The following is a 24,247-nucleotide window of genomic DNA, read 5'->3' on the forward strand; positions in this document are numbered from 1 at the left end:
GCCCGCTGCCCGCCGGCACGTTCGAACCATGCGAGACCAAGGGGGCACGCGTCTCCTCGACCGCGCTCGTGCGCTACCGCACCAACGATTACTCGGTGCCGACCTGCTATGGCTTCCAGGACGTTGTAGTGAAGGGCTTCGTCGACCGGGTTGTCATCCTGTGCGGGGGCGAGGAGATTGCCCGTCATCCGCGCTGTTATGGCGAGGCCATGTTTGTGGCAAACCCGCTGCATTATCTAGCGCTGATCGAGACCAAGCCAGGCGCGCTCGATCAGGCCGCCGCGCTTCAGGACTGGACCCTGCCGGAGGACTTCCAGCACCTGCGGCATCTCCTTGAGGTGCGGATGGGCAACAAGGGGAAGCGCGAGTTCATTCAGGTCCTGCGCCTGCTTGAGGCAATGCCGATGGAGGTGGTGACCTTCGCGGTGAAAGAGGCCATCCACATCGGGGCTATCGGCTTCGATGCGGTCAAGCAGATCGCACTGGCGCGGATCGAGCGTAGACCCGCCCGGCTCGACCTGGAAGCGTATCCGCACCTGCCCAGGATGGAGGTCAAGACCACACGCGCTGCCGACTATGCCAGCCTGCTGCCGGGGATCGCTGCATGAGCCGGGCGGGGGATGACAAGATGCCCATCGGCACGACGGCGGGCACGCCGCAGGTGCTGCTGGCGCATCATCTCAAGCAGCTCAAATTGCCCACCGTGCTGCGCGAGTATGAGAAGCTGGCCCGGGAATGTGCGCGCGATGGCGTGGATCATACCCGCTATCTTCTGCGCCTTATCGAGCTGGAACTCATCGACCGGGAGCGGCGCACGGTGGAGCGCCGTATCCGCGCCGCCCGGTTCCCGGCGGTCAAGAGCCTGGACACCTTCGACTTCACGGCCATCCCCAGCCTCAACAAGATGCTCGTGCTCGAACTGGCGCGTTGCGAGTATATCCTGCGGCGGGAAAACATCATCGCGCTGGGCAACAGCGGGACAGGCAAAACCCATGTAGCGCTCGCCCTGGGCTTGGCCGTCTGCCAGAAGGGCTTCAGCGTCCTGTTCACCACCGCTGCCGCCCTGGTGAACCAGTTGATGGAGGCCCGCGATGAAAAGCGGCTCCTGAGGATGCAGCGCGAACTTGCCGCCGTAAAACTGCTGATTGTCGATGAACTGGGCTATGTCCCGCTCTCGCCGACGGGGGCCGAACTGCTGTTCGAAACCTTCTCCCAGCGCTACGAGCGCGGCTCCACGATCGTGACCTCAAATCTACCCTTCGAGGACTGGACCCAGGTCCTGGGCTCTGAGCGGCTGACTGGCGCGCTCCTTGATCGCCTTACCCACCACGTCAGCATCCTGGCCATGAATGGCGACAGCTACCGGCTCAAGCAGTCTGCCCGCCGCCGCCGCACCGCCGGGGCGGACCAAAACCAGGCCACCACGCCCGACTGAAATGCCGAAAACGGCCAATATGCAAAGGGCCCCGATCGGGGCCCTTTGCATATCATCCGCGCCACATTCACTGGCCTGCTTTTACTCCGCCATGCTGGCCTAAAATCCGACCGCCGTTGACAGTCGGGGGGACGCCTGCGCCAGAGCTGGAAATGCTGAAGCGGCTGACATCAAATGCTCCTCTTGCCTTGGATCTCCATCGAATTCGTGGCGGCTAGGACAGCGGGAACAACCGGCATTTCGGCCTGGCGTCCCCTCCACGACTCGAACCTGCTCTGACCCTATCTGGGGCGAACGACCCGCGAAATTGTGATATATACGAATGGCGATCGGTCGGTTGACTGGGGCGCAAGAGCATCAGAACCGAAAACCGGTCGCTTGCGATTAGTACATCGGGCGGGCCTATATGCCTCCGCCTCGGCACCCGGCTTGAGCGTCCAAACCAACATGTCGGGATAGAATGAAGGTCACCTGGTCACCTTTTCCTCGTCCGGAAGCGAACTCGTCACCCCCGTTACCGCTCATGTGGTTGCTCGCTTGCACTGCGCATGAGACGATCACCGTCATCCCAAGTTCTGCGCCGGCTGCCTTGTCCTGGGCGATCTGCGATCAGATGCCATCGCAGGCGTCTCTTCTGTCTAGCGACAAATACGCATTACCACCGGCAGATGGTCGGCATAGTCTGCCCAGGGCAACCAACGAAGCTCGCAGCGGAGTGAGTGTGGATCGGAAGGGAACAGTATGACGATCGCGCTTAACGGGTTATATCGATGCCGGCTGCTCACTTTCACACGGTGGTCGTGTTCCATCTGGGCGATTTTCGCCGCGCTCACTGTGCCAACGCTACCTTCGCCGGCCAGGGTCGTTCCCGCAGGGGAAGATACCTCGACCACCAAGCTCGCGGGTGTCTGGTCATTTGATGGCCGATCCGGCTGTAAGTCGGGGATGGCCTGGGTTCTTAATCGCAACGGATCTTACAGCGAAATCCGATTGCCTGACCAGACGCCGCTTGGCGGAGGAAAGTGGTATGAACGCGGCGATACCATCTATTACTCATTGCCGCGAGTACTGACAGCGGCCGCGGGACGGCCCGACAAGCGTATGGTCATTATAGAGCGCGGCCCGCGGCGCCTGGTGGCCGTGACGAACCGCAGGGTTCGTCATGTGATGCACAAGTGTCCGGGATGATCGAATGCCTTCGATCGAGATGTGCGAAACGTTCTGGCCCAAGCCCGAAAAGGGAACAAAAACGAGAGCGGAGTTCGAAGTCACACGTCGAGCATTGCCCCCTTATTGGCATATGCAGGATTTCGCTTCTTGAGTTGTTCCCACTACGTCACGGAAAACTGACCCATCATGCCTTCGTCCTCGTGCTCCAGGATATGGCAATGGAACAGGAAGGGCGCTTTTGAAGCAGGCTGGTCGAAGCGGATTAATAACTCGACCGGTTCGTCCACGACGATGGTGTCACGTGGCCCCTGATCAAGAAGATCTGGTTCCTCGCCATCGCGACGTAGCACGTCGAAGTGCACTCCATGAATGTGGAAGGGATGGGCCATTTTCTGCCCGGAGACTTTCCATATCTCGACGGCGCCAAGCTCGACTTCCTCATCGATGCGATCAATATCGAATCGCCTGTGGTTGATCGTTAGCGGCTCTTCGTCGCTATCCATCATACCTCCCAGCCTCATGTTGAGCACCAGACGTCGCCGTGCGACGACCGTCGCCGGATCTGGCACCGCGCGGGACGCCAGGAGGAGCGGAAGCGTGGTGCTACCTCGCTTACTCGATGCCAAGCGCGGTGAAAATGTGAGGACAGTTTCATTCCCTGCGTTGTTTTCGCTAGCCTCGTGCCGATGCATCATGCCCATGCCATGCACCCTGAGGGTGCTTTGGTCCGGAGCCGATACCAACGAGACCGGTTTGCCATCGCTGAAGTCCACCAAGATCTCAGCCCGCTGACCGGAGGCCAGAGTGAGGGACTGCAATTCGACGGACTTTTCCAAAAGGCCGCCCTCGGTGCCGATCCAATAAAAGGCTCGTCCGTCGCTGAACGAAAGATCGTAAGTCCGGGCATTCGAACCATTTACAAGCCGCAGCCGCACTAAGCTTCTGGGAACGTCTGCTCGCGGGTTGTACGCGCCGTTTACGAGAATAACGTTGCCCCGCCTCCCGTCCAGCGCCACCATCATGCCCGCCGGTAACACCAGACGGCCATCCACGAACTGCCGATCCTGGATCAAGATTGGTAGATCGTCGACGCCGTAATCCGAAGGCAAACCGAGACCTTGCTCTTCCTCGTCGGTGACGAAAAGCAATCCCGCTAGGCCTGCATAGACCTGCTCCGCCGTTCGGCCATGTGCATGCGAATGATAAAAGAGAGTGGCCGCCGGCTGACGGATCGGCAGCGTCGGACGCCAAGTCTCGCCTGGACTAATGGTCTGGTGGGGGCTGCCGTCCAGCTCTCCCGGTACGAGCAGCCCGTGCCAGTGAACCGTGGTATCAGCAGACAGATTGTTGCTGACAGTCACCGTCACGTCGTCCCCGCGATGTACCCGCAGAGTCGGGCCGAGATAGCTTCCGTTGTATCCCATGGTGGCGCTCCGCCGCCCTGGGAAGAAAGTGGTTTCCCCTTCCTGCGCCCTCAGTCCAATTCTCTGCCCATGGTCGCGTGCATCTAACAGGCGAGGAATGGGCAGCGTGCCTGCTTGGTCCGGCGTCGCAAATCTGCGCGTGCATGCCGCCCCCAGCAGGAGGCCTCCGCCCGCCAAGACAGTTCGCCGGCTCAGAAAAGTCATTTCGAAGCCCCTCCTGAGCAATCGTGAAACTGACGCAAACGCGCTTTTCTCGATCCGATGAGATCCACCGAGGCGAAGCGCCGCTCTTCCCTTAAAGGGCGCGCGGGAGGGCAATATCCGTAATACCCGAACCGATCGCTTTTGTGCCCGCCCCCTCTGGGAAGACAAAATTGCCCTTCTAAGCTGGTTGCGGCCCTCGCCAGTTGATCAATAATCAGCCAGGCGAGCGTTCAATCACTGCGGCACCGATCCGAGCGAGCGTCTATTCCGACAATTTAGCCTGGGCCAGTCCGAGTGGCTGGTTCGGCGGTGGGCCTTGCCACGATCGCGCCGAAGCAAAAGCGGCGTGCGATTTACGTTTCGCTGTTCGCCACTGCAGCAGGCGGCGTCGCTTTCCAGTGCTCGGGCTAGGCGGAGGCTTTGATGGCCGCCGTCTTCGGTCATCCGCGCCCAGCTTTTGCTAGTAGCCGAACTAAAGCTGACATTGCAGGCTGACCGCCAGCTTCGCAAATTACGTATACTGCCACCTCCAGGCCGATACCATCTCAACGGCAAGCTCCCTGGGGAGCGAGAATCGACCGGGCATGTGTCCGGTCGAACTGAAACTCAGACTTGAAGGAATCATATTTGCGCAAGAAAGCAGCGATTATCGCTTCGCTCGCAGCCTTTGGCGTCCTTGCCGTCGGCGCCGGGCCAGTTCTCGCCGATGGGATGCCGCCGGGCATGCCCGACCTTGAACAGACGCTCAAGGCGAAGCCGGCGCCGGCTCGGTCCGACACGGCCCAGATGCAAGGCATGCGACACCGCGAAGTGCGGATGCCCGGTGAGATGATGCAGGACCATCGGATCGCTACGCGGGAGATGGGGACCCAGGACGGAGCCTCCCGCATGTTGCATAGGTCGCGGGGCGGTTGCTGACCCTGCAATTAAGCCAGCTCCGACCACGAGGCGGGGTGGCCAACGACCGTGGCCTGTTTCAACCGCAGCTTTGGCCCGCCGTTCTCCCACGGCGGGCCAATTGGTTTTTGCACTTCGCTGCCGGCCGCCATCAAGCGGGATCATGAATTGGCTTGACCTTGGACCATGGTCCACCCCGCACGATCCCGCGCATGCTTGTCGCGATCAAAAGCGGATTCGTAAGTTACGTATACAGACTGCGTCTCGCTAGCAGCATTGAAGCTTCGGAATTGCCGGGATCGGAACGTCGATCGGGCAACAGGAAGAACACTCGGAGACCCTCAATGCGACAGACGACATTTCTCGCGGCGCCCGTCAGCCTCTTCGCGACGCTAACCTTCGCCGCCGGCACCGCTCTCGCCCAGTCGACGCCCGCGCCCGCGCAGGCTGCGCCGGCCCATGCCCACCAGCAGGGCATGGATCATGGCGGGCAGCAGATGCACGATCAGATGATGAAGGATCATCAGGCCGGCGCGCAGAAGCAGCAGGGGCAACCGGCCCAGCAGGATCAACAGGGCATGTCGGGGATGGCCGGCATGTCCGGCGGCTCGCCTGCATCGAACGGCTCGGGCATGGCCGGTAAGGCGAAGAGTGGCTGCTGCAAGATGCCGATGAAGAAGGCCAAGCCGGCGGCGAAGAAGAAGACCGCCAAGCCCATGGCCGACAAGCCGATGAGCGACATGTGAGGTTTCCAGCCCCGAGAACAGACCCCAGGGGCTGAGGGCCCGCCGTTCCCCCGCGGCGGGCCAGTTCTTTGACGATGCCCAGCGTCGCCCCGTGCTCCCAGCTTTCAAAACCGGGTCCGAGCGTCTGACTTGACAGAGGAAACAGCGATGCGAAAACATCTTGGCGTCGGTGCTGCTGTTGGCTTTCTGCTCTTTGGCAGCACGCCGCTCCTCGCACAGGGTATCGGCCATAGCTTGTTCATGCGCGGCAAGATCGTCCGTATGGATGCTGGCGGCACAGTGGCCTGCCTGGGTAAGGCCGATGGCGCGCACATCGGGCAGATACTCGAAGTCTATCACGCAACGCCGCGCCACCGCCGTCTTGTCGGTCATGTCGAAGTCGACCAGATTTTCGACGACCATTATGCTCATTTCCGCGTGAGGGACGGGACGCTTCAGAAAGGCGATTGGGTGAGCCTAAAGCGCGTCCGGGCGTAACGCCAGAATTGGAATGCCAAGCGCCGCCCTCGCCAAAAGAAGACTCGGCCGAGTAACGCCTGTCTCGGCATAATTCCGATCAGGCGTGCGCGAATAGGTTCGGGAGTCGATGAATAGTCATCGGCTCTGTTGGCGTGTCTGACCCTCAAGCCCGCGACCCCGATACCAGACTACCTTCTGCGGAACTTACTTATAGGCCACCCGGGCAAAGAGATTACTCCGTCAGGCCATCGATAGAGATGGAGTCAGGTTATGTTCGAGAAGGCGATCGGGACCATTAACGCGGCGGCCTCCTTCCGACACCGCTATGATAATTTCATCGGAGGCCGCTGGAGCGCTCCTGCGGGCGGCGAGTATTTCGCCGACACGAGCCCGATCAATGGCGCCCAGATCGCAGAGTTCGCGCTGTCGACGCCGGAAGATGTCGAGCGCGCGCTCGATGCGGCGCACGCCGCCAAGGATCAATGGGCAAGGATCGCGCCCGCCGAACGCGCCAGGATTCTCAATCGCGTCGCCGACCGGCTCGAAGACAATCTGGAGTTGCTGGCACTTGCCGAGACGATCGACAATGGCAAGCCGATCCGCGAGACGCGCGCTGCCGACGTGCCGCTCGCGATCGACCATTTCCGCTACTTCGCCGGCTGCATCCGGGCGGAGGAAGGCGGCATCTCGACGATCGATGCGGACACCATCGCCTATCATTTCCGCGAGCCGCTCGGCGTCGTCGGCCAGATCATCCCGTGGAACTTCCCGCTGCTGATGGCGGCGTGGAAGATCGCCCCGGCGCTGGCGGCGGGCAACTGCACCGTCATCAAACCCGCATCCCAGACGCCGCTCACCTTGCTGATGTTCGCCGAGCTCACCGCCGACATCCTGCCGCCCGGCGTGCTCAATGTCGTTACCGGCCCGGGACGGACCGTTGGCCAGGCGATCGCCGCCAATCCGCGCATCGCCAAGGTCTCGTTCACCGGCGAGACCGTCACCGGCAAGCAGATCATGCACGCCGCGGCGGACCATCTGATCCCCCAGACGATGGAGCTTGGCGGCAAGTCGCCCAACATCTTCATGGCGGACGTGCTCGACGAGGACGATGCCTTCTTCGACAAGGCGCTCGAAGGCTTTACTTTGTTCGCCTTCAACAAGGGCGAGGTCTGTACCTGCCCGTCGCGCGCCCTGATCCATGAGTCGATCTTCGACCGCTTCATCGAGCGCGCCGTGGCGCGCGTCGCCGCGATCCGCCAGGGCGATCCGCTCGACCCGTCGGTCCAGGTCGGCGCGCAGGCGTCGGAGGACCAGCTCCACAAGATCCTGGGCTATATCGATATCGGCAAGGCCGAGGGCGCGCAGTGTCTGGTCGGTGGCGCCAGGGCGCTGCCGGGCGGTGCGCTCGACCAGGGCTATTTCGTGCAGCCGACCGTGTTCGTGGGTCAGAACCACATGCGCATCTTCCAGGAGGAGATCTTCGGTCCCGTCCTGTCGGTCACCACGTTCAAGACGGTCGAGGAGGCGATCGCACTTGCCAATGACACCGCCTACGGTCTTGGCGCGGGCGTCTGGACCCGGAGCGGCAACACCGCCTACCGGCTCGGCCGCGCGATCGAGGCCGGGCGGGTCTGGACCAACTGCTATCATCAGTACCCCGCCCATGCCGCCTTCGGCGGATACAAGGCATCGGGCTTCGGGCGTGAAAACCACCGGATGATGCTCGATCATTATCAGCAGACCAAGAATCTGCTCGTCTCCTATGACGAGCACGCGCTCGGCCTATTCTGACCCCCCGCTTAAAAGGAGAAACGGACATGGCGAAAACCATGAAGGCGGCGGTCGTCCGCGAATTCGGCAAGCCCCTGGTCATCGAGGAGGCGCCGATCCCGACGGTCGGCCCCGGGCAGATCCTGGTCAAGATTGCGGCAACCGGCGTGTGCCATACCGACCTGCACGCGGCAGAAGGAGACTGGCCGGTCAAGCCCAACCCGCCCTTCATTCCCGGCCATGAAGGCGTCGGGCATGTCGCCGCCGTCGGTGCGGGCGTCACCCATGTGAAGGAAGGCGACCGGGTCGGCGTGCCCTGGCTCTACACCGCCTGCGGGCACTGCGTGCATTGCCTGGGTGGCTGGGAGACGCTTTGCCACGAACAGCAGAACACCGGCTATTCGGTCAATGGCAGCTTTGCCGAATATGTCCTCGCCGATCCCAACTATGTTGGTCACCTTCCCGACAATGTCGACTTCCTCGACATTGCGCCGATCCTCTGCGCGGGCGTCACCGTCTACAAGGGATTGAAGGCCACCGAGGCCCGACCCGGCGAGTGGGTGGTCGTCTCCGGCATTGGCGGGCTCGGCCACATGGCGGTGCAATATGCCCGAGCCATGGGTCTCAATGTGGCCGCGGTCGACATCGACGATAGCAAGCTCGACCTCGCTACACGCCTTGGCGCCACACTGACGGTCAACGCGCGCAACGAGGACCCTTCGGCAGCGCTCAAGAAAGCCATTGGCGGCGCGCACGGGGCGCTGGTGACCGCCGTTTCGCCCAAGGCGTTCCAGCAGGCGCTCGGCATGGTCCGGCGCGGCGGCACGGTCGCGCTCAACGGCCTGCCGCCGGGCGACTTCCCGTTGTCGATCTTCGACACCGTGCTGAACGGCATTACCGTGCGAGGCTCGATCGTTGGCACGCGGCTCGATCTGCTCGAGGCACTGGCGTTCGCCGGCGAGGGCAAGGTCAAGGCCACGGTCCATGCGGACAGGCTCGAGAACATCAACGACGTCTTCTCCCGCATGCATCATGGCGACATCGAGGGCCGGATCGTCCTCGACCTCGCCTGAAGCCGACTTCGCGAAAGTACAGTTCATGTCTCCCTTACATATCCGGCCGATCGCGCGGCGCCGTTTCGTCCAGGGGCTGGCGATCGGCGGCGCGGTCGCCGGTTTCGCCCCGGCGCTTCTCGCGCGATCCGCACCAACCTTGCCCGCTGAGCTGAGCGGGACCGAGTTCGACCTCGAGATCGCCGAGCTGCCGGTCAACTTCACCGGCAAACGCCGTATCGCGACCGCCGTGAACGGCAGCGTGCCCGCGCCGGTCCTGCGCCTGCGCGAAGGCGACACGGTCACGCTGCGCGTACGCAACGGCCTCAAGGAGATGTCGAGCATCCATTGGCACGGCATCATCGTGCCGGCGGAGATGGACGGCGTGCCCGGCATCAGCTTTGCCGGCATCGCGCCGGGCGAGACCTTCACCTATCGCTTCGAGGTCCGCCAGAGCGGAACCTACTGGTATCACGCTCACACGCTCGCCGAGCAGACGGGACTCTATGGAGCGATCATCGTGGAGCCAAAACAGGTGCCGACGGCGCGGGCGCCCGATCGCGACTATTGCATCGTGCTCAGCGACTGGTCGGACGAGCCGCCGTTGCAGATCTTCCTCAATCTCAAGAAGCAGAGCAGCTACTATAATTTTGCGCAGCCGACCGCCGGCGATTTCCTCAAGGATGTCGGCACCATGGGCTTGGGCAAGGCGCTCGAGCGGCGGCGGATGTGGAACAGCTCGCGGATGAACCCGACCGACTACAGCGATGTCTCTGCCGCGACCTACACCTATCTGATGAACGGCGCGCCGCCCGCCGGCAACTGGACCGGTATCGCCGCGCCCGGCGAGCGCGTGCGCCTGCGCTTCGTCGGCGCGGGGACGGCGACGTTCTTCGACGTGCGGATCCCCGGGGTCGAGCTGACGGTCGTATCGACCGACGGGCAGCCGGTCGAGCCGGTCACGGTCGAGGAATTCCGGATCGGCCCGGGCGAGACCTACGACGTCGAGTTCACCATGCCCGAGGGCGGCGCCCGCACCATCTTCGCGCAGGCGATCGATCGGAGCGGCTATGCGCGTGGCACGATCGCACCGGCCCCGGGCATGGCGGCAGCCGTGCCGCCGCTCGATGCCCGGACCTGGCTCGAGCCGGTCGACATGATGGGCGCGATGGCGACGATGGGCGCAATGGGAGGCGACGCGCATGCCGGGCACGGCATGACCGAGATGCCGGCCAGGGCACGGCACGCCCGCACCGAATATGGCGCCAATACCGACATGCGCGTCGACTATCCGCGCACCAATCTCGACGATCCCGGCGCCGGGCTGCGCGGGCGCGGCTGGCGCGTGCTGACGCTGGCCGATCTGCGCACGCCGGGCGGCGATCCCGACCCGCGCGAGCCCGAGCGCGACATTGAGCTGCATCTGACGGGCAATATGGAACGGTTCATCTGGTCGCTCGACGGCATCAAGCTCAACGATTCCAGGCCGCTTCATTTCAAGCCAAACGAGCGGCTGCGCGTCACCTTCGTCAACGACACGATGATGGCGCATCCGATGCATCTGCACGGCATGTGGAGCGATGTCGAAGGCCCGGACGGCGCCTTCCAGGTCCGCAAGCATACGGTCGTGGTCCAGCCCGCCCAGCGGGTGAGCTTCCGCGTCACCGCCGACGCCATGGGCCGATGGGCCTTCCACTGCCATCTGCTCTATCACATGGCGGCCGGCATGTTCCGGGAGGTGGTGGTCGCATGATCCGGATTTTCCCCTCGCGCGGCATCGCTCTTGGCGCTGCCCTCTTCCTGGCGCCGGCGATCACGGCTCCCGCCCTCGCGCAGGATGCCTCGCCCCCGTCGCCCGCCGCCACCCCTGCCCAAACGGCCACTCCCGCTCAGCACACCCCTTCCGCGCAAGGCTCTCAGGACCATGCGGGCATGGACATGCCGGGCATGGATATGACCGACACGAAGGCGTCCGGTAACGGCGCCACGATGGAGATGGGCTCGATGCAGGGTGGCAAGGCCCCGCCGGACGCGCGCAACTCGGACGATTATGCCGACGGCTATCGCAACTCGACGCTGCCGGGCTATGAGATGGCCGACAAGCTCTCGATCCCCAAGATACTTGTCGATGAGCTCGAATTCGCCAGCGGCAACGAGGGTCAGGGCGTGGGTTGGACCGTGCTCGTCACCAAGGGTCAGGACAATGACAAGCTCTGGCTGCGCAGCCAGGGCCTCAAGAACTCCCGCGACCAACGTCTCGATCCGGAGAGCAGCGTCGAGGCGCTGTGGTGGCACAGCAAGAACCCGTTCTGGGGCACGCTGATCGGGGTCAGGCAGGATCTCGGCAAGGGCGCGACGACATGGCTGGCCGCCGGCGTCGAGGGACTGGCGCCTTATTGGTTCGACGTCCAGCTCACCGGCTATGTAGGAACCGATGGGCGTCTCGCGGCGCGCGCCAAGGCCTCCTATGAGGTCCTGTTCACCAATCGGTTGATCCTTACGCCGCAGGTGGAGACCAATATCTATTCGAAGCGGTCGAGCGATCGGCAGCTCGGCAGCGGCTTCAGCAATGTCGAGCTGAGCGGACGGTTGCGCTACGAGGTGTCGCGCAAGTTCGCGCCCTATATCGGCTTCGTCTGGGAGCGCGCATTTGACGGCACGGCCGATTTCCGTCGCCTGCGCGGGGAAGGGCCTTCCGAACACAGGCTGGTGATCGGCTTGCGCGCCTGGTGGTGATCCGCGGATGGCCACTCGAGGGGTCGACCGCGAACGCGCCGCGTGACAAGGCTGGATCGCAAGCCAACGGTCGCTGGCCGGCCTCCTTTTTCGTCTTGTTGCTCGCGGCGGCTGCGGCGTCGGCGGGACAGACGGCCATTCTCGCCTTCCTTCCGGCACTGGTCGACCCGGCTCGTGGCGCGCTATCGTCAAGCGCTCATGATTTTCATGTCGCGAGCCTGACCGCGGTCCATCCCCTGGCAGCCTTGCTGGCGGCGCCGCTCTGGGGCTGGATCGCGGACCGGGTCGACTATCGGGCGATGTTGCGCGCAGCGCTGGTCATCCTCGCCCTGGTGACCGCGCCGATCGGCCTCGTCGGGCTGCCTGAGCTTTATGCATTGCGCCTGGTGGCGGGGATGGCGTCGGCCGCCATCATACCGTTGGGCTTGCTCTGCGCGAGCTTTGCCGCAAACGAGCGCGCGGACCAGGCGCGGCGCTTCACCTGGCTGACCGCCTTCTTGTTTCTGGGCGATCTCGCCGGTCCGCTGGTGGCGGAGGTCTCGGCCGCGATCCTGCCCCGCGCTCCCCTCATGATCCTCGCTTTCGGCATCGGTGCCGTCGGGGCGGCGCTTTGCGCCGTGCGTCTGCCGCGCTGGTGTGCACCTTGCATCGATGGCGGAGACCTGCCCGCGCCGACGCTCGGCGCGACGCTGATCCTGCTTTTCGTCACGATCGTCGCGGGCGGCGGGCTGGCGGCGATGCATGTCAATCTCCTGGTGACGCGGAGCGTCATTTCGCTGAGCCGCGAAGAGATCGCCTGGATGCTCAGTCTCTGCGGATTGGGCATGCTGGCAGCACAGATCTTCCATGCGAGGCTCGATTGGCTGGTGACCATGCCGAGGCGGCTTGCGGGGCTGACGCTCGGCCTGCTGGCTGCGGCGCTCTTCCTGTTCCCTGTCGCCGCGAGCATGGCCGAACTCAGTGGGATCATCGTTGCTGCCGGCTGGAGCTCGGCAACCCTTCGATTGGTCACCAGCTTCTGGATCAGCGGTGCGGCAGCCCCTTCGAGTCTGAAGCTCGGTCTCCAGCATTCCGCCGCCAGCATCGGGCAGGCGCTCGCGCCGCTGGCGATCGCCGTCGTCGCTCCCGGGGCGCAGCACTTAGTCTTGTGGGGGATTGGTGGTCTGTCGCTGACGCTGCTTGTGTCCTTGCCGCTCGCCTGGAGGCCGCGCGCCATCGTGAAATCTTCAGCGTGATGAGGGGTAGGGGGCATCAATGCGTATAGATCATTAGGAACCCTATCGCATGCTTCCGGGAGCCGTTCATGAAGACCCGTCTTTCTGCCGCCTTGCTGTTCCTCGCCCTGCCCGGCGCAGCGCTTGCGGCGAATGATGTCGTCGTCCACCGGGACCCGGGTTGTGGATGCTGTGAGAAGTGGGCCCAGGCGCTTCGCGCGAAGCTGGGCCGCACGGTCGTCATGCGCGACGATGCGTCGCGCGGGGCGCTTCAGCGGAGGGCCGGCATGCCGGGCACGCTGGCATCCTGCCACAGCGCGATGGTTGATGGCTATCTGATCGAGGGCCATGTCCCGGTCGCCGATATCAAGCGCCTGCTGGCAACCCGTCCCGTAGGCGTCAGAGGCATTGCGGTGGCGGGGATGCCGATCGGCTCGGAGGGCATGGAAGTGGCAGGCGCCGCCCGCCAACCCTATGCGGTGGTGTCGTTCGGCAGTTCGGGCCAGAAGGTCTTCGCGCGGCATTGATCACGCACGCCTCGGCTCTCGCTGGTGATTTCCTGTTTGAATGACTGGGACTTGCTCGCCCCCACCTGTATAGTCATTTGATGCATGCTCCCGCTCGCCCCCATAGCCGCGCATCCGCTCCCCGGGCGAAAGCTGCTTCTGTGGGCGAACCCGCGGTCGACGCTGCCGGTGCGGAGAAGCAACCTCGCTATGTGGCGATCAAAGACAGCATTTTCGAGGACATCCGGGAAGGTCGCCTGAAGCCCGGCGACCAGACGCCGTCAGAGGCCGAGCTCGTCGAGACGTTCAAAGTCTCGCGCATGACCGCAAACCGGGCGTTGCGGGAACTGCAATCGGCCGGTGTCGTGGTACGGCGGGCGGGGCGGGGCAGCTTTGTCGCCGAGCCCCGGCCGATCGGGCAGCTGATCGAGATCCGCAACATCGCGGAGGAGGTGCGCGGCAGGGGCCACGCCTATCGCGCGCGCGTCATTTATAATATCGAGATACGGGCTGATGCGGAAAGGGCAGCTCTGCTGGAAGTCGGCTTGGGCACGCGCCTCTTCCATTCGCTTATCGTCCATCACGAGACCGAATTCCCAATTCAGGTCGAGGAGCGCTTTGTGCTGGCATCTGCTGCGCCACGCTACGGAGAGAGGGATTTCAGCGCCTCGACGCCGAATGAATATCTGACACGTGTTGCCCCGCTCGAGCGAGTAGAGCACCGGGTGTGCGCGGCGATGCCGGATACAGCCATGCGAACAATGCTGGGCCTCGCTGAAGGAGAACCAGTGCTAATGATGACGCGCAGAACCTGGAGTCGCGGACGTCTCGTATCGCACGCTTGGCTCACGCACCCGGGCAATCGGTTCGAGCTATCGGCGGCTTTTTCTGTTGGGACCTAGCGATCAGCCCGCGCCCAACTTGACGGCCGATTTGCGCCTGCGCCGCAACCATCGCACGTCGGCGCGACTGAAGCTCTTAAACAGCAGGTAGAAGCCCGTCCCCGACAGCCACAAAGTACCGAACGCAACGAAGACGATCAGCGGGTGATTGAAGCTGGTGCGGTTCACATAGTCCATATTGTGGAGCATCCAGAAGAAATCCCAGGTGCGCCATGTGTCGCCGCGCATGACCAGGAATCGGCCGGTGTCGGCGGAGATGTAGGCGCTGCTGTTCTCTGCGTCCGCGAAATCCAGTCGCCACATGGTGCCTTCGTGCTCGCGCGCTTCCACATTCGGTTCGGCGAGCAACGTTGCCTTGCGGATCGGTGCTTCATTCACCATCGTCGCGACGTCGCGCGCGACCTGCTCGTCGACCCGAACCGGGGCGCCGCTCGTCGCGTCGATTAGCCGCGTGCCCGTGGTGGATCGAAGCTCGTAGACGGGGCGTGTGGCAAGGGACCGCAAGGCGATGCCGAGCACGGGACCATCAAGAGCGAGCTTTGCCGGCGCAATATAGTCACCGGCAGGTAGGGCGTGCTGATGGCTGGCCTGCGCACTGTGTCCGCCGACCTTCTCCTGATCGAGCAAGGCCATCATCGAGCCGCTCAGAGCCCAAAGGAGAAACTGCACGCCCAGGATCAGGCCGACCCATTTGTGGATGCGCCGAAAAAAGAGCGGGGTGAACCGGATTTTCTTCATGCCTTCTTCTTCCTGCGCCGCGGGAACGACCAAAGCAGCAGCCAAGCCCCGGCCAGCGCCATGGCAAGGGCACTCCAGGTCGCCACGCGCAGCAGCGGATTGTTGACGTCGGAGCGATCGTCATAGTCCATGATGTGCAGCATCCACGCGAAATCGAACACGCGCCACAGCGCATGGCGGCGCGAGATCAGCTCACCGGTCTGCGGAGAGAGATACAGGGTTGGCCGGTTCCAGGCATCGAATTCGACCTGCCAATAGGGAGGCTTGCGCGCCTGCATTTCCAGTGGCGCCGTCGTCAGCAGCCGGGCTGCGACGATGTCCCCGGTGCCGCTGTAGATGCGCCGAGCGGCGGCGCGGATTTGTGCCTCGCTCAAATCGGGGATGGGCTGTCCCGAACCTGCATCGAAGAGTCTTGGACCACCCGGGGTTTGCGCGCGCCAGACGGGCTGATCCATGAACCGTTGCAGGCGGATCTCGGACGCGTCGGGAGCCGATTGAACAATCCGCGCCGGCGGGACGAAGCTCGCAAGGTCGATGGGGGCGACGACCGGTGGGCGGACCAGATCGTCGCCATGGATGATGTCGATATGGACGGCCACCATATAGAAGCCGGTCAGCGTCCAGAGCAGAACCTGGACGCCGACGATCAGGGCCAGCCACTTGTGCGTCCGGCGGATGACCAAAGGCCAGCGAATTGCCATGTGCTGCCCTTCAGAACGCGGTTCGGAAGCCGGCGTAGAAGCGCCGTCCGAGCAGATCATAGGTCATCGTGTCGGTGTTGGCATCGGTGAAGCTCTGGATATAGGGCGCCTTGCGGTCGAACAGATTATCGGCCCCGATCTGGAAACGTGTCTTCTCGTCGATCGCGAAGGCAAGCTGAAGATTGTGGTAGAAGACGTTCGGCGTGCGGTAGCCGATGTCGCCGGCCGATGCGTTGAAGTCGGTCGCCTTGCCGATCCATTGTGTCGACCAGGTCGCGCTGATGCCGTCCTTTTCCGCCGTCAGCACGCCATAACCACGCCAATTCGGATAGCCGCCATTGCCGCCCCCGATAAACCCGTCGAAATAGATCGGCGCGCCGCCGGGGAAGGGGTTTACGACATATTTGTTGAGATAGGTCATGTTGAGATCCAAGGAGATCTTCACCTCGCCCACCGCACCACTGTACACCAGACCCAGATCGAGACCATTCATCTCCTCGCGGCCGGTGTTGATGGGCTGGGCGGAGAGGTAAGTGACCTCGCCGGTCAGCGCGCTGCGCGTAAAGTCGCTGCAGAACGGGTGCGACAGGTTCTGGCTCGCATAGCAGACTGCGAGCTTGGTCGAGCCGGGAATGGCCCGGATCGCGTCCTTGATCTTGATGTCGAACCAGTCTGCCGTCAGCGACAACCCTGGGATGATGCCGCGCGGCGATATCACCGTACCAACGGTCCAGGTCGTGGAGCTTTCGGGCCGAAGGCTCTGGTTACCGCCCACTGTGGTGAGGATCGTGGTGCCGAGCTGCGTATAGTTGGCCGGCACACCGGACGCCTGACAATTGGCGATCAAGGTCACGTTGCCGCTGGAGGTGTAGCGCGAGCAGGGATCGGTCGTGGTCAGATTGCCTTCCGAGACGCCGCCGAAAAGCTCCGGCACGTTGGGAATGCGAAAGCCCGTCCCATAAGTGCCGCGCAGACGGATGCTGTCATTGACTACCCAGTCGGCACTGAGCTTGTAATTCCAGTCGCTCCCGAAGAGATTATAGTCTGAGTAGCGGACTGCGCCATCGAGCGTGAGCGCCTTGGCGAAAGCTGTGTTGGCAAGCACCGGCACCGATAGCTCGAGATAGGCTTCCTTGGCGGTGCTCGAGCCCGAAATAGGATCCTGCTGATTGACGTTCGCCACGCCGAGCACCGTCAACGGGTCGGGATCGCGCCAGCCTTTTTCGCGCCGATAGACCACGCCGGTGGCGAAGGACACCGCGCCGGCTGGAAGGGAGAAGAGATCGCCGTTGAGGTCAGCCGTGACCGTGCCGAGTTCGTTGCCTCCGCGATCGCGCGAGGTGAACAGAATATAATCCAGAACCTGAGGTGTCAGGTCTCCGAACCCAAGATAGTCACCGCAGGGGATGGCCGCGCCCGCCGTGCTGGAGCATTTGCTCCTGTCGAGCGTGTTCGCGACGCGCTCGAGATTGGCGATGTTGGTCGAGCCGTCGACGGCCGTGTTACGCCCGAAGCTGCCCGCGACTTCCCAGGCCCAGTCGTTCGCCAGCTTGCCGCGCAGCCCGAAGGTGCCTTGCCAGGTATCGGTCTCCTGGAAGAAGTGGCGCGCGCCGGGTTCGGCGAGGCGGCGCTGGGCCAGGACCAGGTTCTGGCCGGTCGGATTGGTCGGATTGCTGGCTGGTATCGAGAGATTGCGCAGCGTGCCGGGTGTCGCGATCTGATTCGACTTGCGGAACGTATAGAGGAACTCGCCGAACGCCTGGATACCGTCGGTCAGCGCATAGTCCGCGAAGAAGGCCGTGCTGACGCGCTCGACTGAGCTGACCGCATTGAGAAACGGGTTCGAGTTGAAGTTGTGCTTGGCGGGACTGTAAGGCTCGTAGAAGTTCCCGTTCCCTCCGGGTACCTGGTTGAAGTTGATCTGTTGGCCGTTGGGCAGCACCGCGCGTCCGCCGATCGTCGAGGCGCTGTTGACGCAGCTCAGCGAGCCCGGCGTCGTTTCAGCGAGCGAGCAGGGCGCACGCGAGGCCATGTTGACGGCGCTGGTCTTCTGGTAGGTGACTGCTGCCATGAACCCGCCACGATCGTTGCGAATGCCCCAAAGTAGGTCCGCGGTGAGATCGGAGCCGTCGCCGCGCTCGGTAATGCCTTGTCGGACGCTGAGACCCAGGCCTTCATAATCGGTGCGCGTGACAAGGTTGACCACGCCGGCCATGGCATCGGCCCCGTAGATAGCGGACGCGCCATCCTTGAGGACATCGGTGCGTGCCAGCGCCACGACCGGGATCATGTTGAGATCGGGTGAGGAATTGGCGCCGGTGCCGCCCGCGACGAGGCGTCGGCCGTTGAGGAGCACGAGTGTGCGCTTGATGCCGAGGCCGCGCAGATTGACCTGAGCAGTGCCATAACCGTTGTTGGTCCAGTAGGCCGATGTCTGGTTGCCCGCGAAGCCGGCATTGGCCGGCAAACGCTGCAAGGCGGTTTCGATATTGACGATGCCGGTATTTTGGATCTGCTCGGCGGTGACCACGGTGGCCGGTCCAACCCCGGCCAGATCCTGCCGACGGATTCGTGAGCCGGTAACGACGATGTCGCTGTCATCCCCCAGGACTTGTGCTTTTGGCTGCGGTGTCGGATCGGCCTGAGCGAGAGCCGGCGCGGCGTAGCCCGCGACGATGGCGGCGCTGCCGAGCAGGGCCATCCTGATGGTCATGTGCAATCCCCCTGACGTTTTAGAACAGCCACAGACAACATCAGTTGTATATACAGGTCAACAGTATTTTTCCTGTTTTTCCAATACCTTATTCTCGTGAAATTTAGATATAGATATAGCTATAATACGCACGCCAGACGTCGAACCCTCATGACTGAAGAGATATTTTTGCGAGCGCTCATTTGCAAAGCTGCTGAGATAGGAGATAGAATATCATATCGTAATACAGCCTCGCACGCTTCGATTTGATGATCGGGACATTTGGCCGGCAAGAATGCGAAGCGGCATGATCACATGTTATTGGTGTCGGCGTGATATACCTAGGTATAGCGCTAGAGATGCTCCGGGAACATTAGTCCTTTGCTGAGCTTGCACGCGCCAGGGAAAGTAATACCGATGCGGACCGCATTTGATCCTCGTTTCCTGGATGTGTCGCGCCTTCTTCCGGATTGAGCCGCAGGTTCGCCTTTTGAGGCAGATGAAACGACTCCTGACGAAACGTCGTGCGACGAGTCCGGCGACCTGAGATCGTCGCGCAGCCACTGGGTCACTTGGCGATGATCCAATCCGGTTCGGCAGTGGCGGCGCAGTCCTCGAACGTCGATCGCATCCGCGGAGCCGACGGGCCGGCTTGTGCATGAGCCGCCCTGATTTTGCCGCTGGGCAGTACGGCAGGTTGCGAAAAATGCTTGCTGTGTCCCGGTCGGCGCGCGGGCGTGCAGCTCGCGCCTCGCACGATCACACGCGCAGCAGTCGCCCCACCGCCCGCATGATCGTCGCCCGGCGCGCCGCGTGCTCGGCAGCGTCGCGTGCAGCTCCGGTCATGCACCAGAGCTGGGTGAGGGCGGCGACAAGCCGGACGACATCCAGGGGCGTGAAGTCGGCGACGATCCGCCCCTCGGCCTGCGCCGCTGCGATCCCGTCCAGCTTCTCCCCGAGAAGGACCTCGCCGGCCGGGAGCATCAGAACATCCTGGCCACGCTCCAAATGATGCCAGGTCAGCAGCCTCCACAGGCGCGGGCGTTCGACCAGCAAGTCATAGGTGCGCCCCGCATAACCCTCAAGATCATTGGGATCGAAGCGATCGGCCTGCGCCGCGTCCATCACTTCCTGCGTCAGCGCGGCATCGAAGAGCGCCTCCTTGTCCCCGAAATAGGTGTAGAGCATCGGCTTGCTGATACCCGCCGCCTGCGCAATCCGGTCGATCCGCGCGCCCGCCAGCCCATGGGACGCGAACTCCTCGGTCGCTGCAGCCAGGAGCGTCTCGCGGCTCTGTGCGGCATTCCGCCGGGTTCGTTGCTTCATCACACCTCCAAGCATTGACGCATTCCAGGTTTCAAGTTACCTACCAGTTGGTAATATATGGAGTAACATATGTCCAATCACTGGTTTCTCACGGGCGCGTCCAGCGGCATCGGCCGCCATCTGGCCGAACTGATCCTGGCCGCTGGCGACGACCTTACCGCGACGGCCCGCAAGCCCGAAAGCCTCGATGATCTCGCGGCGAAATATCCGAGCCAGCTGCGCGTCGAAGCGCTCGACGTCACGGTCAAGGACGATATTGCTGCGGTCGTGGCCCGGGCGCAGGCGCGTCGACCCGTCGATATTTTGGTCAACAACGCCGGCGGCGGCGTGATCGGCGCCACCGAAGAGATGTCGGACGCCGAGGTCGAAGGCCAGATCGCGCTCAATCTCATGGCGCCCATCCACATCACCCGCGCCTTTGTCCCCGCCATGCGGCTGCGCGGGAGCGGCCGGATCATCCAGATCTCCAGCGCTAGTGGTCAGGGCTCGCTTCCGACGAGCAGTCTCTATCATGTGGCCAAATGGGGCCTGGAGGGCTTCAGCGAATGCCTCCGCCAGGAGCTTGAACCCTTCAACCTGTTCGTGACACTGATCGAGCCGGGCGGGGCGCGCACCAGCTTCAGCCACAATCTGCAATTCGCCAGCGAGATCGCCGCGTATCGCGATACGCCCGCCGGCCATATCCGCAAGATGTTCGAGACCGCCGGAAACGAGCTCTACACGCTCGACCCGCAAAAGATCGCGCAAGCGATCGTTGATGTCGCAACCAGCGACCATCCGCCGCTGCGCGTGACTCTGGGGGGTGACGCTTTCGGCGTTGTCCAGGCGGCGCTGCAATCGCGGCTCGCCTTTCTGCAGTCCCAGGAAGCGCTCGCGCGCTCGGTCGCTTTCGACAGTTGAGCTTTTCCGTCTTCCAGCTTTCGTCTCCGCGCGGTGCGACGCGCCTCACCGGGGCCCGGCAACCCTGTCGTCAGCGCCGTTATCCGATACTTAGGTATAGTCATCCGACACGATTGCAGAGGCGCCACACGGGCAATCGCTTGGTACCATCGCAAGAGAGGAAAACCCTCGCGGTCGCCAATCAAGGGTGCGCAGACCTTCGCAGTCTGCGTGCCCTTGATGTGGCAGCGCGCCGCCCAGCCACGCGCGTCATGAACGGGAGCGGCCTTCTGCGAAACCCAACGCTCCGCCGCATTTTCTATAAGCTCTCGCTCGAATTGCTGCGCGCCGCCTTCTTCTTCCTGCGATTGGGCTTGAAGAATGACGAGTGTTTGTGCGCGCGTCTCAATAGGCGAGGCACACGGCTTCCGGTCGCCGCCGCCGTTCTTTGTCACAATGGCAAACGGCTACGGCCGGCGACCCTGATCGATCCGGCGTGCGAGCACGTCGGCAAGGATGACTTCGTGTGGATCAAAATGTCCCAGCCCAGCGAAACAGAACTTGCCGACATCGCCGGGAATTACGGCCTTCACCCGCTTGCCATGGAAGGTGCCGACAACGGCCACCAGATTTCGAAGCTCGACGATCACATGCTCAGGGTTGAGAGCGCCATCACCGGCATCCGCGACATCCTGATCTCGGTGTTCGAGGCGAGTCACCTGCTCGAACAGCAGCGCCAAGGTGCGATCACCCGTTAGCTTGCCGCCCGGGCTGCGATCCTCGCGGTGCCTACCGCGATTGCCGGAATCTACGGCATGAATTTCGAGAATATGCCCGAACTGAAGACGCAATGGGGATATTTCGTCATCCTCGGCGTCATCGCTGCGGTCTGCATTGGGCTCTACATCCGGTTCAAACGTAGCCACTGGCTTTGACGGCGCAGATCGGCTTTCCACATCGCGCCGGGCTGAGGCTGCCGGGGGCCGGCCGCCACAATTCAATGCTTTCGAAGCGTCTCGATGCGGTGCCGGTCCAACGCTTCGAGCAAAGCCCTGCCGATCAGCGGCTTTGCGAGAACATGATCGAAGCCCGCCTCAGCGGCCCGCGAGGCCAGCAGCGTGTCATGAAAGCCTGAGATCATGATCGCGCGTCCCGACCATCCGATCTCGCGAAGGTGACGCAGCATCGCGAATCCGTCGATGTCGGGCATGCGATAGTCGAGGATGACGCAGTCTGCCTCCTTCGCGCGGGGGTCGGCCAACAGCGCGTGGCCGGTCGTATATCCCCACACGGCATAGCCGCGCGATCTCAGCAGCAGCTGGAGGCCACGCCGCACGCCGGGATCGTCGTCGGAGACGAGGATGGTGTATCTGCCATCATGCTGAGTGGAACGGACCGATGGCATTGCGAGAAGCGGACACCCGTGTGACGATTGCACCATCGATCGCATATCGCGCCTCGTCCCGTCGCTACGTAGAGGTCGCAGTCACTTCGGCTTGCGGCCCATGCCCGCGGCAAAGGCGATCCGCAGGGCTTCGGACAAATTGCGGACCTCGAGCTTGGCCATCAGGCTCGCGCGATGGACCTCGACCGTTCGCGATGAACAGCCCAGGTCATAGGCGATCGTCTTATTGGGCAGGCCGTTCGCCAGCCCTTCCAGCACTTCACGCTCCCGGGGCGTCAGTGCAGCGACCCGCACGCCGGCTTCAGAGGTTTCCAGAGTGCGAAGGTCGACATCGTCGAGACGCGCGAACGCGCGGCTGACGGCGCCGAGCAGGGCGGCTTTCTCGAAGGGCTTCTCGAGAAAGTCGACCGCGCCGCCTTTCATGGCCTGCACCGCAACCGACACGTCGCTATGGCCGGTCAGGACGATGACCGGCATATTGACCCCGCGTGCTGCCATGGCGGCCTGAATCTCGAGACCGTCCATCTCGGGCATGCGCACGTCGAGGATGACGCAGCCGACGGCCGCCGACTTCGCCTCCTTGAGAAACTCCACGCCCGAGGCATAGGTCACGACGTCGTAGCCCGCGGTCTTGAGCGCAAAGCTCGCCGCCTTGCGGATGCTCTCCTCGTCGTCGACCAGATGGATGACGCGTCTATCCCCCATGTTCCTCCTCCGCCCGCGCATGGATCAAGGTAAAATGAAAGCGCGCGCCGCCGCGGTCGGGGCGCTCCATCCAGATACGGCCCCCATGCGCTTCGATGATGGTCCGGCAGATCGAAAGGCCGAGGCCCATGCCGTCGGCCTTTGTCGACTTGAACGCCGTGAAGAGCTGCTCCCGGACCTCGTCGGCGATGCCGGGGCCGGTATCCTCCACGGTCACCTCGATCAGCCCGTCAGGGCGCAACCTGGTCGCTACCTTGAGGTCGCGAACAGGACACGCCGCCATCGCCTCGATGGCGTTGCGCATCAGGTTGACCAGCACCTGCTGGATCTGCACCCTGTCGACGAGAACCGGCGTCGCGGCGGGATCGACCGCGAAGAAGCTGCGGATGCCGCGCTCGCGTGCACCGACCAGCGCGAGCTCGCTCGCCTCGGCGACAACCTGCGGCAGATCGTGGAGGCTCTTGTCGACCTCGCCGCGGGCGACGAAATCGCGCAGGCGCCGGACGATATGGCCGGCCCGCAGCGTTTCCTGTGCCGCATCATCCATCACCGACCGTAGCGACACGAAGGGTTCGTCGTCCCGCTCGTCGAGCATGTCGCGGATCGTCTCGAGATAGAGCGCGACCGCGGCAAGCGGCTGGTTGAGCTCATGCGCGAGGGTCGAGGCCATCGTGCCCATCGCGCTCAGCCGGGAGACATGGACCAGCTCTGCCTGCAGTTCCTTGAGCCTGAGCTCATCCTGCTCCTTGGCGGTGAGATCCCGGATGAAGCCGGTGAACAACCGCTGCCCGTCTTCACCGGCCTCGCCAACCGACAGCTGCATCGGGAAGGTCGAGCCGTCGCGGCGCTGGCCGACCACGATGCGGCCGAGGCCGATGATCCGGCGCTCGCCGGTCTGGAGATAATGCGCGATATATTCGTCATGCCGGTCGCGATCGGGCTGGGGCATCAGGCAGGAGACGTTGCGGCCGACGAGCTCGGTTTCCGAATAGCCGAACAGGCGTTGGGCGGCCGCGCTGAACGACGTGATGTCGCCGGTCTCGTCGATGATGATCATCGCATCGGGGACGGTCGCCAGGATCGACTGGAGATGCTGCTCGCGGGTCTCGATTGACGCCCGGACCGCCGCCTCGTCGGTGACATCGCGACTGATGCAGGCAAAGCCTCGATGTGCGTCGCCTTCGAACAGGGCGCTGATCGTCAGGCGCGCGAGATACTCCGCTCCGTTCTCGCAGACCCGCCACGCTTCGCGCTCCAGCGTGCCTTCGTGAAGGGCGGCCGCCAGG

General features: G+C 63.3%; 21 protein-coding genes and 1 pseudogene. 13 read left to right on the plus strand and 9 right to left on the minus strand.

The features are described 5' to 3' along the window. Positions 1-608: Mu transposase domain-containing protein (locus tag IL54_RS19560; protein WP_443211405.1), on the plus strand; the 608-nt coding region annotated here is incomplete at its 5' end. Between the two features lie 20 nt (positions 609-628). Then, positions 629-1,435: an IS21-like element helper ATPase IstB gene (gene istB / locus IL54_RS19565; RefSeq protein WP_165890053.1), complete on the plus strand. Its 807-nt coding sequence runs from the start codon at positions 629-631 to the stop codon at positions 1,433-1,435. 1,331 nt (positions 1,436-2,766) lie between these two features. Here istB and IL54_RS19570 read toward each other — a convergent pair. After that, positions 2,767-4,233 (minus strand): multicopper oxidase family protein, encoded by a 1,467-nt coding sequence (locus IL54_RS19570; protein WP_037479746.1) that lies wholly within the window; start codon positions 4,231-4,233, stop codon positions 2,767-2,769. A 621-nt stretch (positions 4,234-4,854) separates the two neighbouring features. Continuing rightward, positions 4,855-5,076 carry a hypothetical protein gene (locus IL54_RS25105; RefSeq protein ID WP_037479748.1) on the minus strand — a complete coding sequence of 74 codons (222 nt, stop codon included), beginning with the start codon at positions 5,074-5,076 and terminating at the stop codon, positions 4,855-4,857. Positions 5,077-5,474: 398 nt separating this feature from the next. Here IL54_RS25105 and IL54_RS25110 point away from each other — a divergent pair, with 398 nt between their 5' ends. The 9 genes from IL54_RS25110 (at position 5,475) to hutC (ending at position 14,515) form a co-directional block, all read left to right on the plus strand. Next, positions 5,475-5,876: a hypothetical protein gene (locus IL54_RS25110; RefSeq protein ID WP_015449265.1), complete on the plus strand. Its 402-nt coding sequence runs from the start codon at positions 5,475-5,477 to the stop codon at positions 5,874-5,876. Positions 5,877-6,023: 147 nt separating this feature from the next. After that, entirely contained in the window at positions 6,024-6,353 is a 330-nt protein-coding gene (locus tag IL54_RS19585; protein ID WP_004212674.1) for a hypothetical protein, read from the plus strand. A 252-nt stretch (positions 6,354-6,605) separates the two neighbouring features. Continuing rightward, complete coding sequence (locus tag IL54_RS19590; RefSeq protein ID WP_015449264.1) at positions 6,606-8,126, plus strand: aldehyde dehydrogenase family protein; 1,521 nt, start codon at positions 6,606-6,608, stop codon at positions 8,124-8,126. 26 nt (positions 8,127-8,152) lie between these two features. Beyond that, positions 8,153-9,178: an alcohol dehydrogenase AdhP gene (adhP, locus tag IL54_RS19595; protein ID WP_037479749.1), complete on the plus strand. Its 1,026-nt coding sequence runs from the start codon at positions 8,153-8,155 to the stop codon at positions 9,176-9,178. Positions 9,179-9,203: 25 nt separating this feature from the next. Further along, positions 9,204-10,910 (plus strand): copper resistance system multicopper oxidase, encoded by a 1,707-nt coding sequence (locus IL54_RS19600; protein ID WP_015449263.1) that lies wholly within the window; start codon positions 9,204-9,206, stop codon positions 10,908-10,910. Beyond that, a complete protein-coding gene (locus IL54_RS19605; RefSeq protein ID WP_193378910.1) occupies positions 10,907-11,893 on the plus strand; it encodes a copper resistance protein B in 987 nt (328 codons plus the stop codon). The genes IL54_RS19600 and IL54_RS19605 overlap by 4 nt, the downstream gene beginning before the upstream one ends. Further along, positions 11,887-13,128 (plus strand): MFS transporter, encoded by a 1,242-nt coding sequence (locus tag IL54_RS19610; RefSeq protein ID WP_037479750.1) that lies wholly within the window; start codon positions 11,887-11,889, stop codon positions 13,126-13,128. The genes IL54_RS19605 and IL54_RS19610 overlap by 7 nt, the downstream gene beginning before the upstream one ends. Positions 13,129-13,196: 68 nt before the next feature. Next, positions 13,197-13,634, plus strand: coding sequence for a DUF411 domain-containing protein (locus IL54_RS19615; RefSeq protein WP_004213035.1), 438 nt, complete (start codon positions 13,197-13,199; stop codon positions 13,632-13,634). 191 nt (positions 13,635-13,825) lie between these two features. Beyond that, entirely contained in the window at positions 13,826-14,515 is a 690-nt protein-coding gene (gene hutC / locus IL54_RS19620; protein ID WP_230588639.1) for a histidine utilization repressor, read from the plus strand. 3 nt (positions 14,516-14,518) lie between these two features. On the opposite strand, the gene IL54_RS19625 is transcribed toward hutC, so the two are convergent. The 4 genes from IL54_RS19625 to IL54_RS19640 form a co-directional block, all read right to left on the minus strand. Continuing rightward, positions 14,519-15,253, minus strand: a complete 735-nt coding sequence (locus IL54_RS19625; RefSeq protein WP_004213137.1) for a PepSY domain-containing protein — start codon at positions 15,251-15,253, stop codon at positions 14,519-14,521. Continuing rightward, the gene (locus tag IL54_RS19630; protein WP_004213138.1) at positions 15,250-15,954 is read right to left on the minus strand and encodes a PepSY domain-containing protein; all 705 of its coding nucleotides are present in this window, start codon (positions 15,952-15,954) and stop codon (positions 15,250-15,252) included. Before IL54_RS19630 ends, IL54_RS19625 begins: the two co-directional genes overlap by 4 nt. Positions 15,955-15,964: 10 nt before the next feature. Further along, entirely contained in the window at positions 15,965-18,667 is a 2,703-nt protein-coding gene (locus IL54_RS19635) for a TonB-dependent receptor domain-containing protein (protein WP_037479752.1), read from the minus strand. 738 nt (positions 18,668-19,405) lie between these two features. Then, positions 19,406-19,972, minus strand: coding sequence for a TetR family transcriptional regulator (locus IL54_RS19640; protein WP_015449258.1), 567 nt, complete (start codon positions 19,970-19,972; stop codon positions 19,406-19,408). 69 nt (positions 19,973-20,041) lie between these two features. Here IL54_RS19640 and IL54_RS19645 point away from each other — a divergent pair, with 69 nt between their 5' ends. Both IL54_RS19645 and IL54_RS25975 read left to right on the plus strand, forming a co-directional pair. Continuing rightward, entirely contained in the window at positions 20,042-20,872 is an 831-nt protein-coding gene (locus tag IL54_RS19645) for an SDR family oxidoreductase (protein WP_037479754.1), read from the plus strand. A gap of 611 nt (positions 20,873-21,483) precedes the next feature. Beyond that, positions 21,484-21,786: pseudogene (locus IL54_RS25975) on the plus strand (CorA family divalent cation transporter); the annotation flags it as partial. Positions 21,787-21,848: 62 nt separating this feature from the next. Here the strand turns inward: IL54_RS25975 and IL54_RS19655 are convergent. The 3 genes from IL54_RS19655 to IL54_RS19665 all read right to left on the minus strand — a co-directional run. Next, positions 21,849-22,256: a response regulator gene (locus IL54_RS19655; protein ID WP_016743851.1), complete on the minus strand. Its 408-nt coding sequence runs from the start codon at positions 22,254-22,256 to the stop codon at positions 21,849-21,851. 81 nt (positions 22,257-22,337) lie between these two features. Continuing rightward, positions 22,338-22,961, minus strand: a complete 624-nt coding sequence (locus IL54_RS19660) for a response regulator transcription factor (protein WP_037479756.1) — start codon at positions 22,959-22,961, stop codon at positions 22,338-22,340. Further along, positions 22,951-24,247: sensor histidine kinase (locus IL54_RS19665; RefSeq protein ID WP_076605628.1), on the minus strand; the 1,297-nt coding region annotated here is incomplete at its 5' end. The genes IL54_RS19665 and IL54_RS19660, both read right to left, overlap by 11 nt.

It is taken from the genome of Sphingobium sp. ba1, assembly GCF_000743655.1.
Lineage (GTDB): Bacteria > Pseudomonadota > Alphaproteobacteria > Sphingomonadales > Sphingomonadaceae > Sphingobium.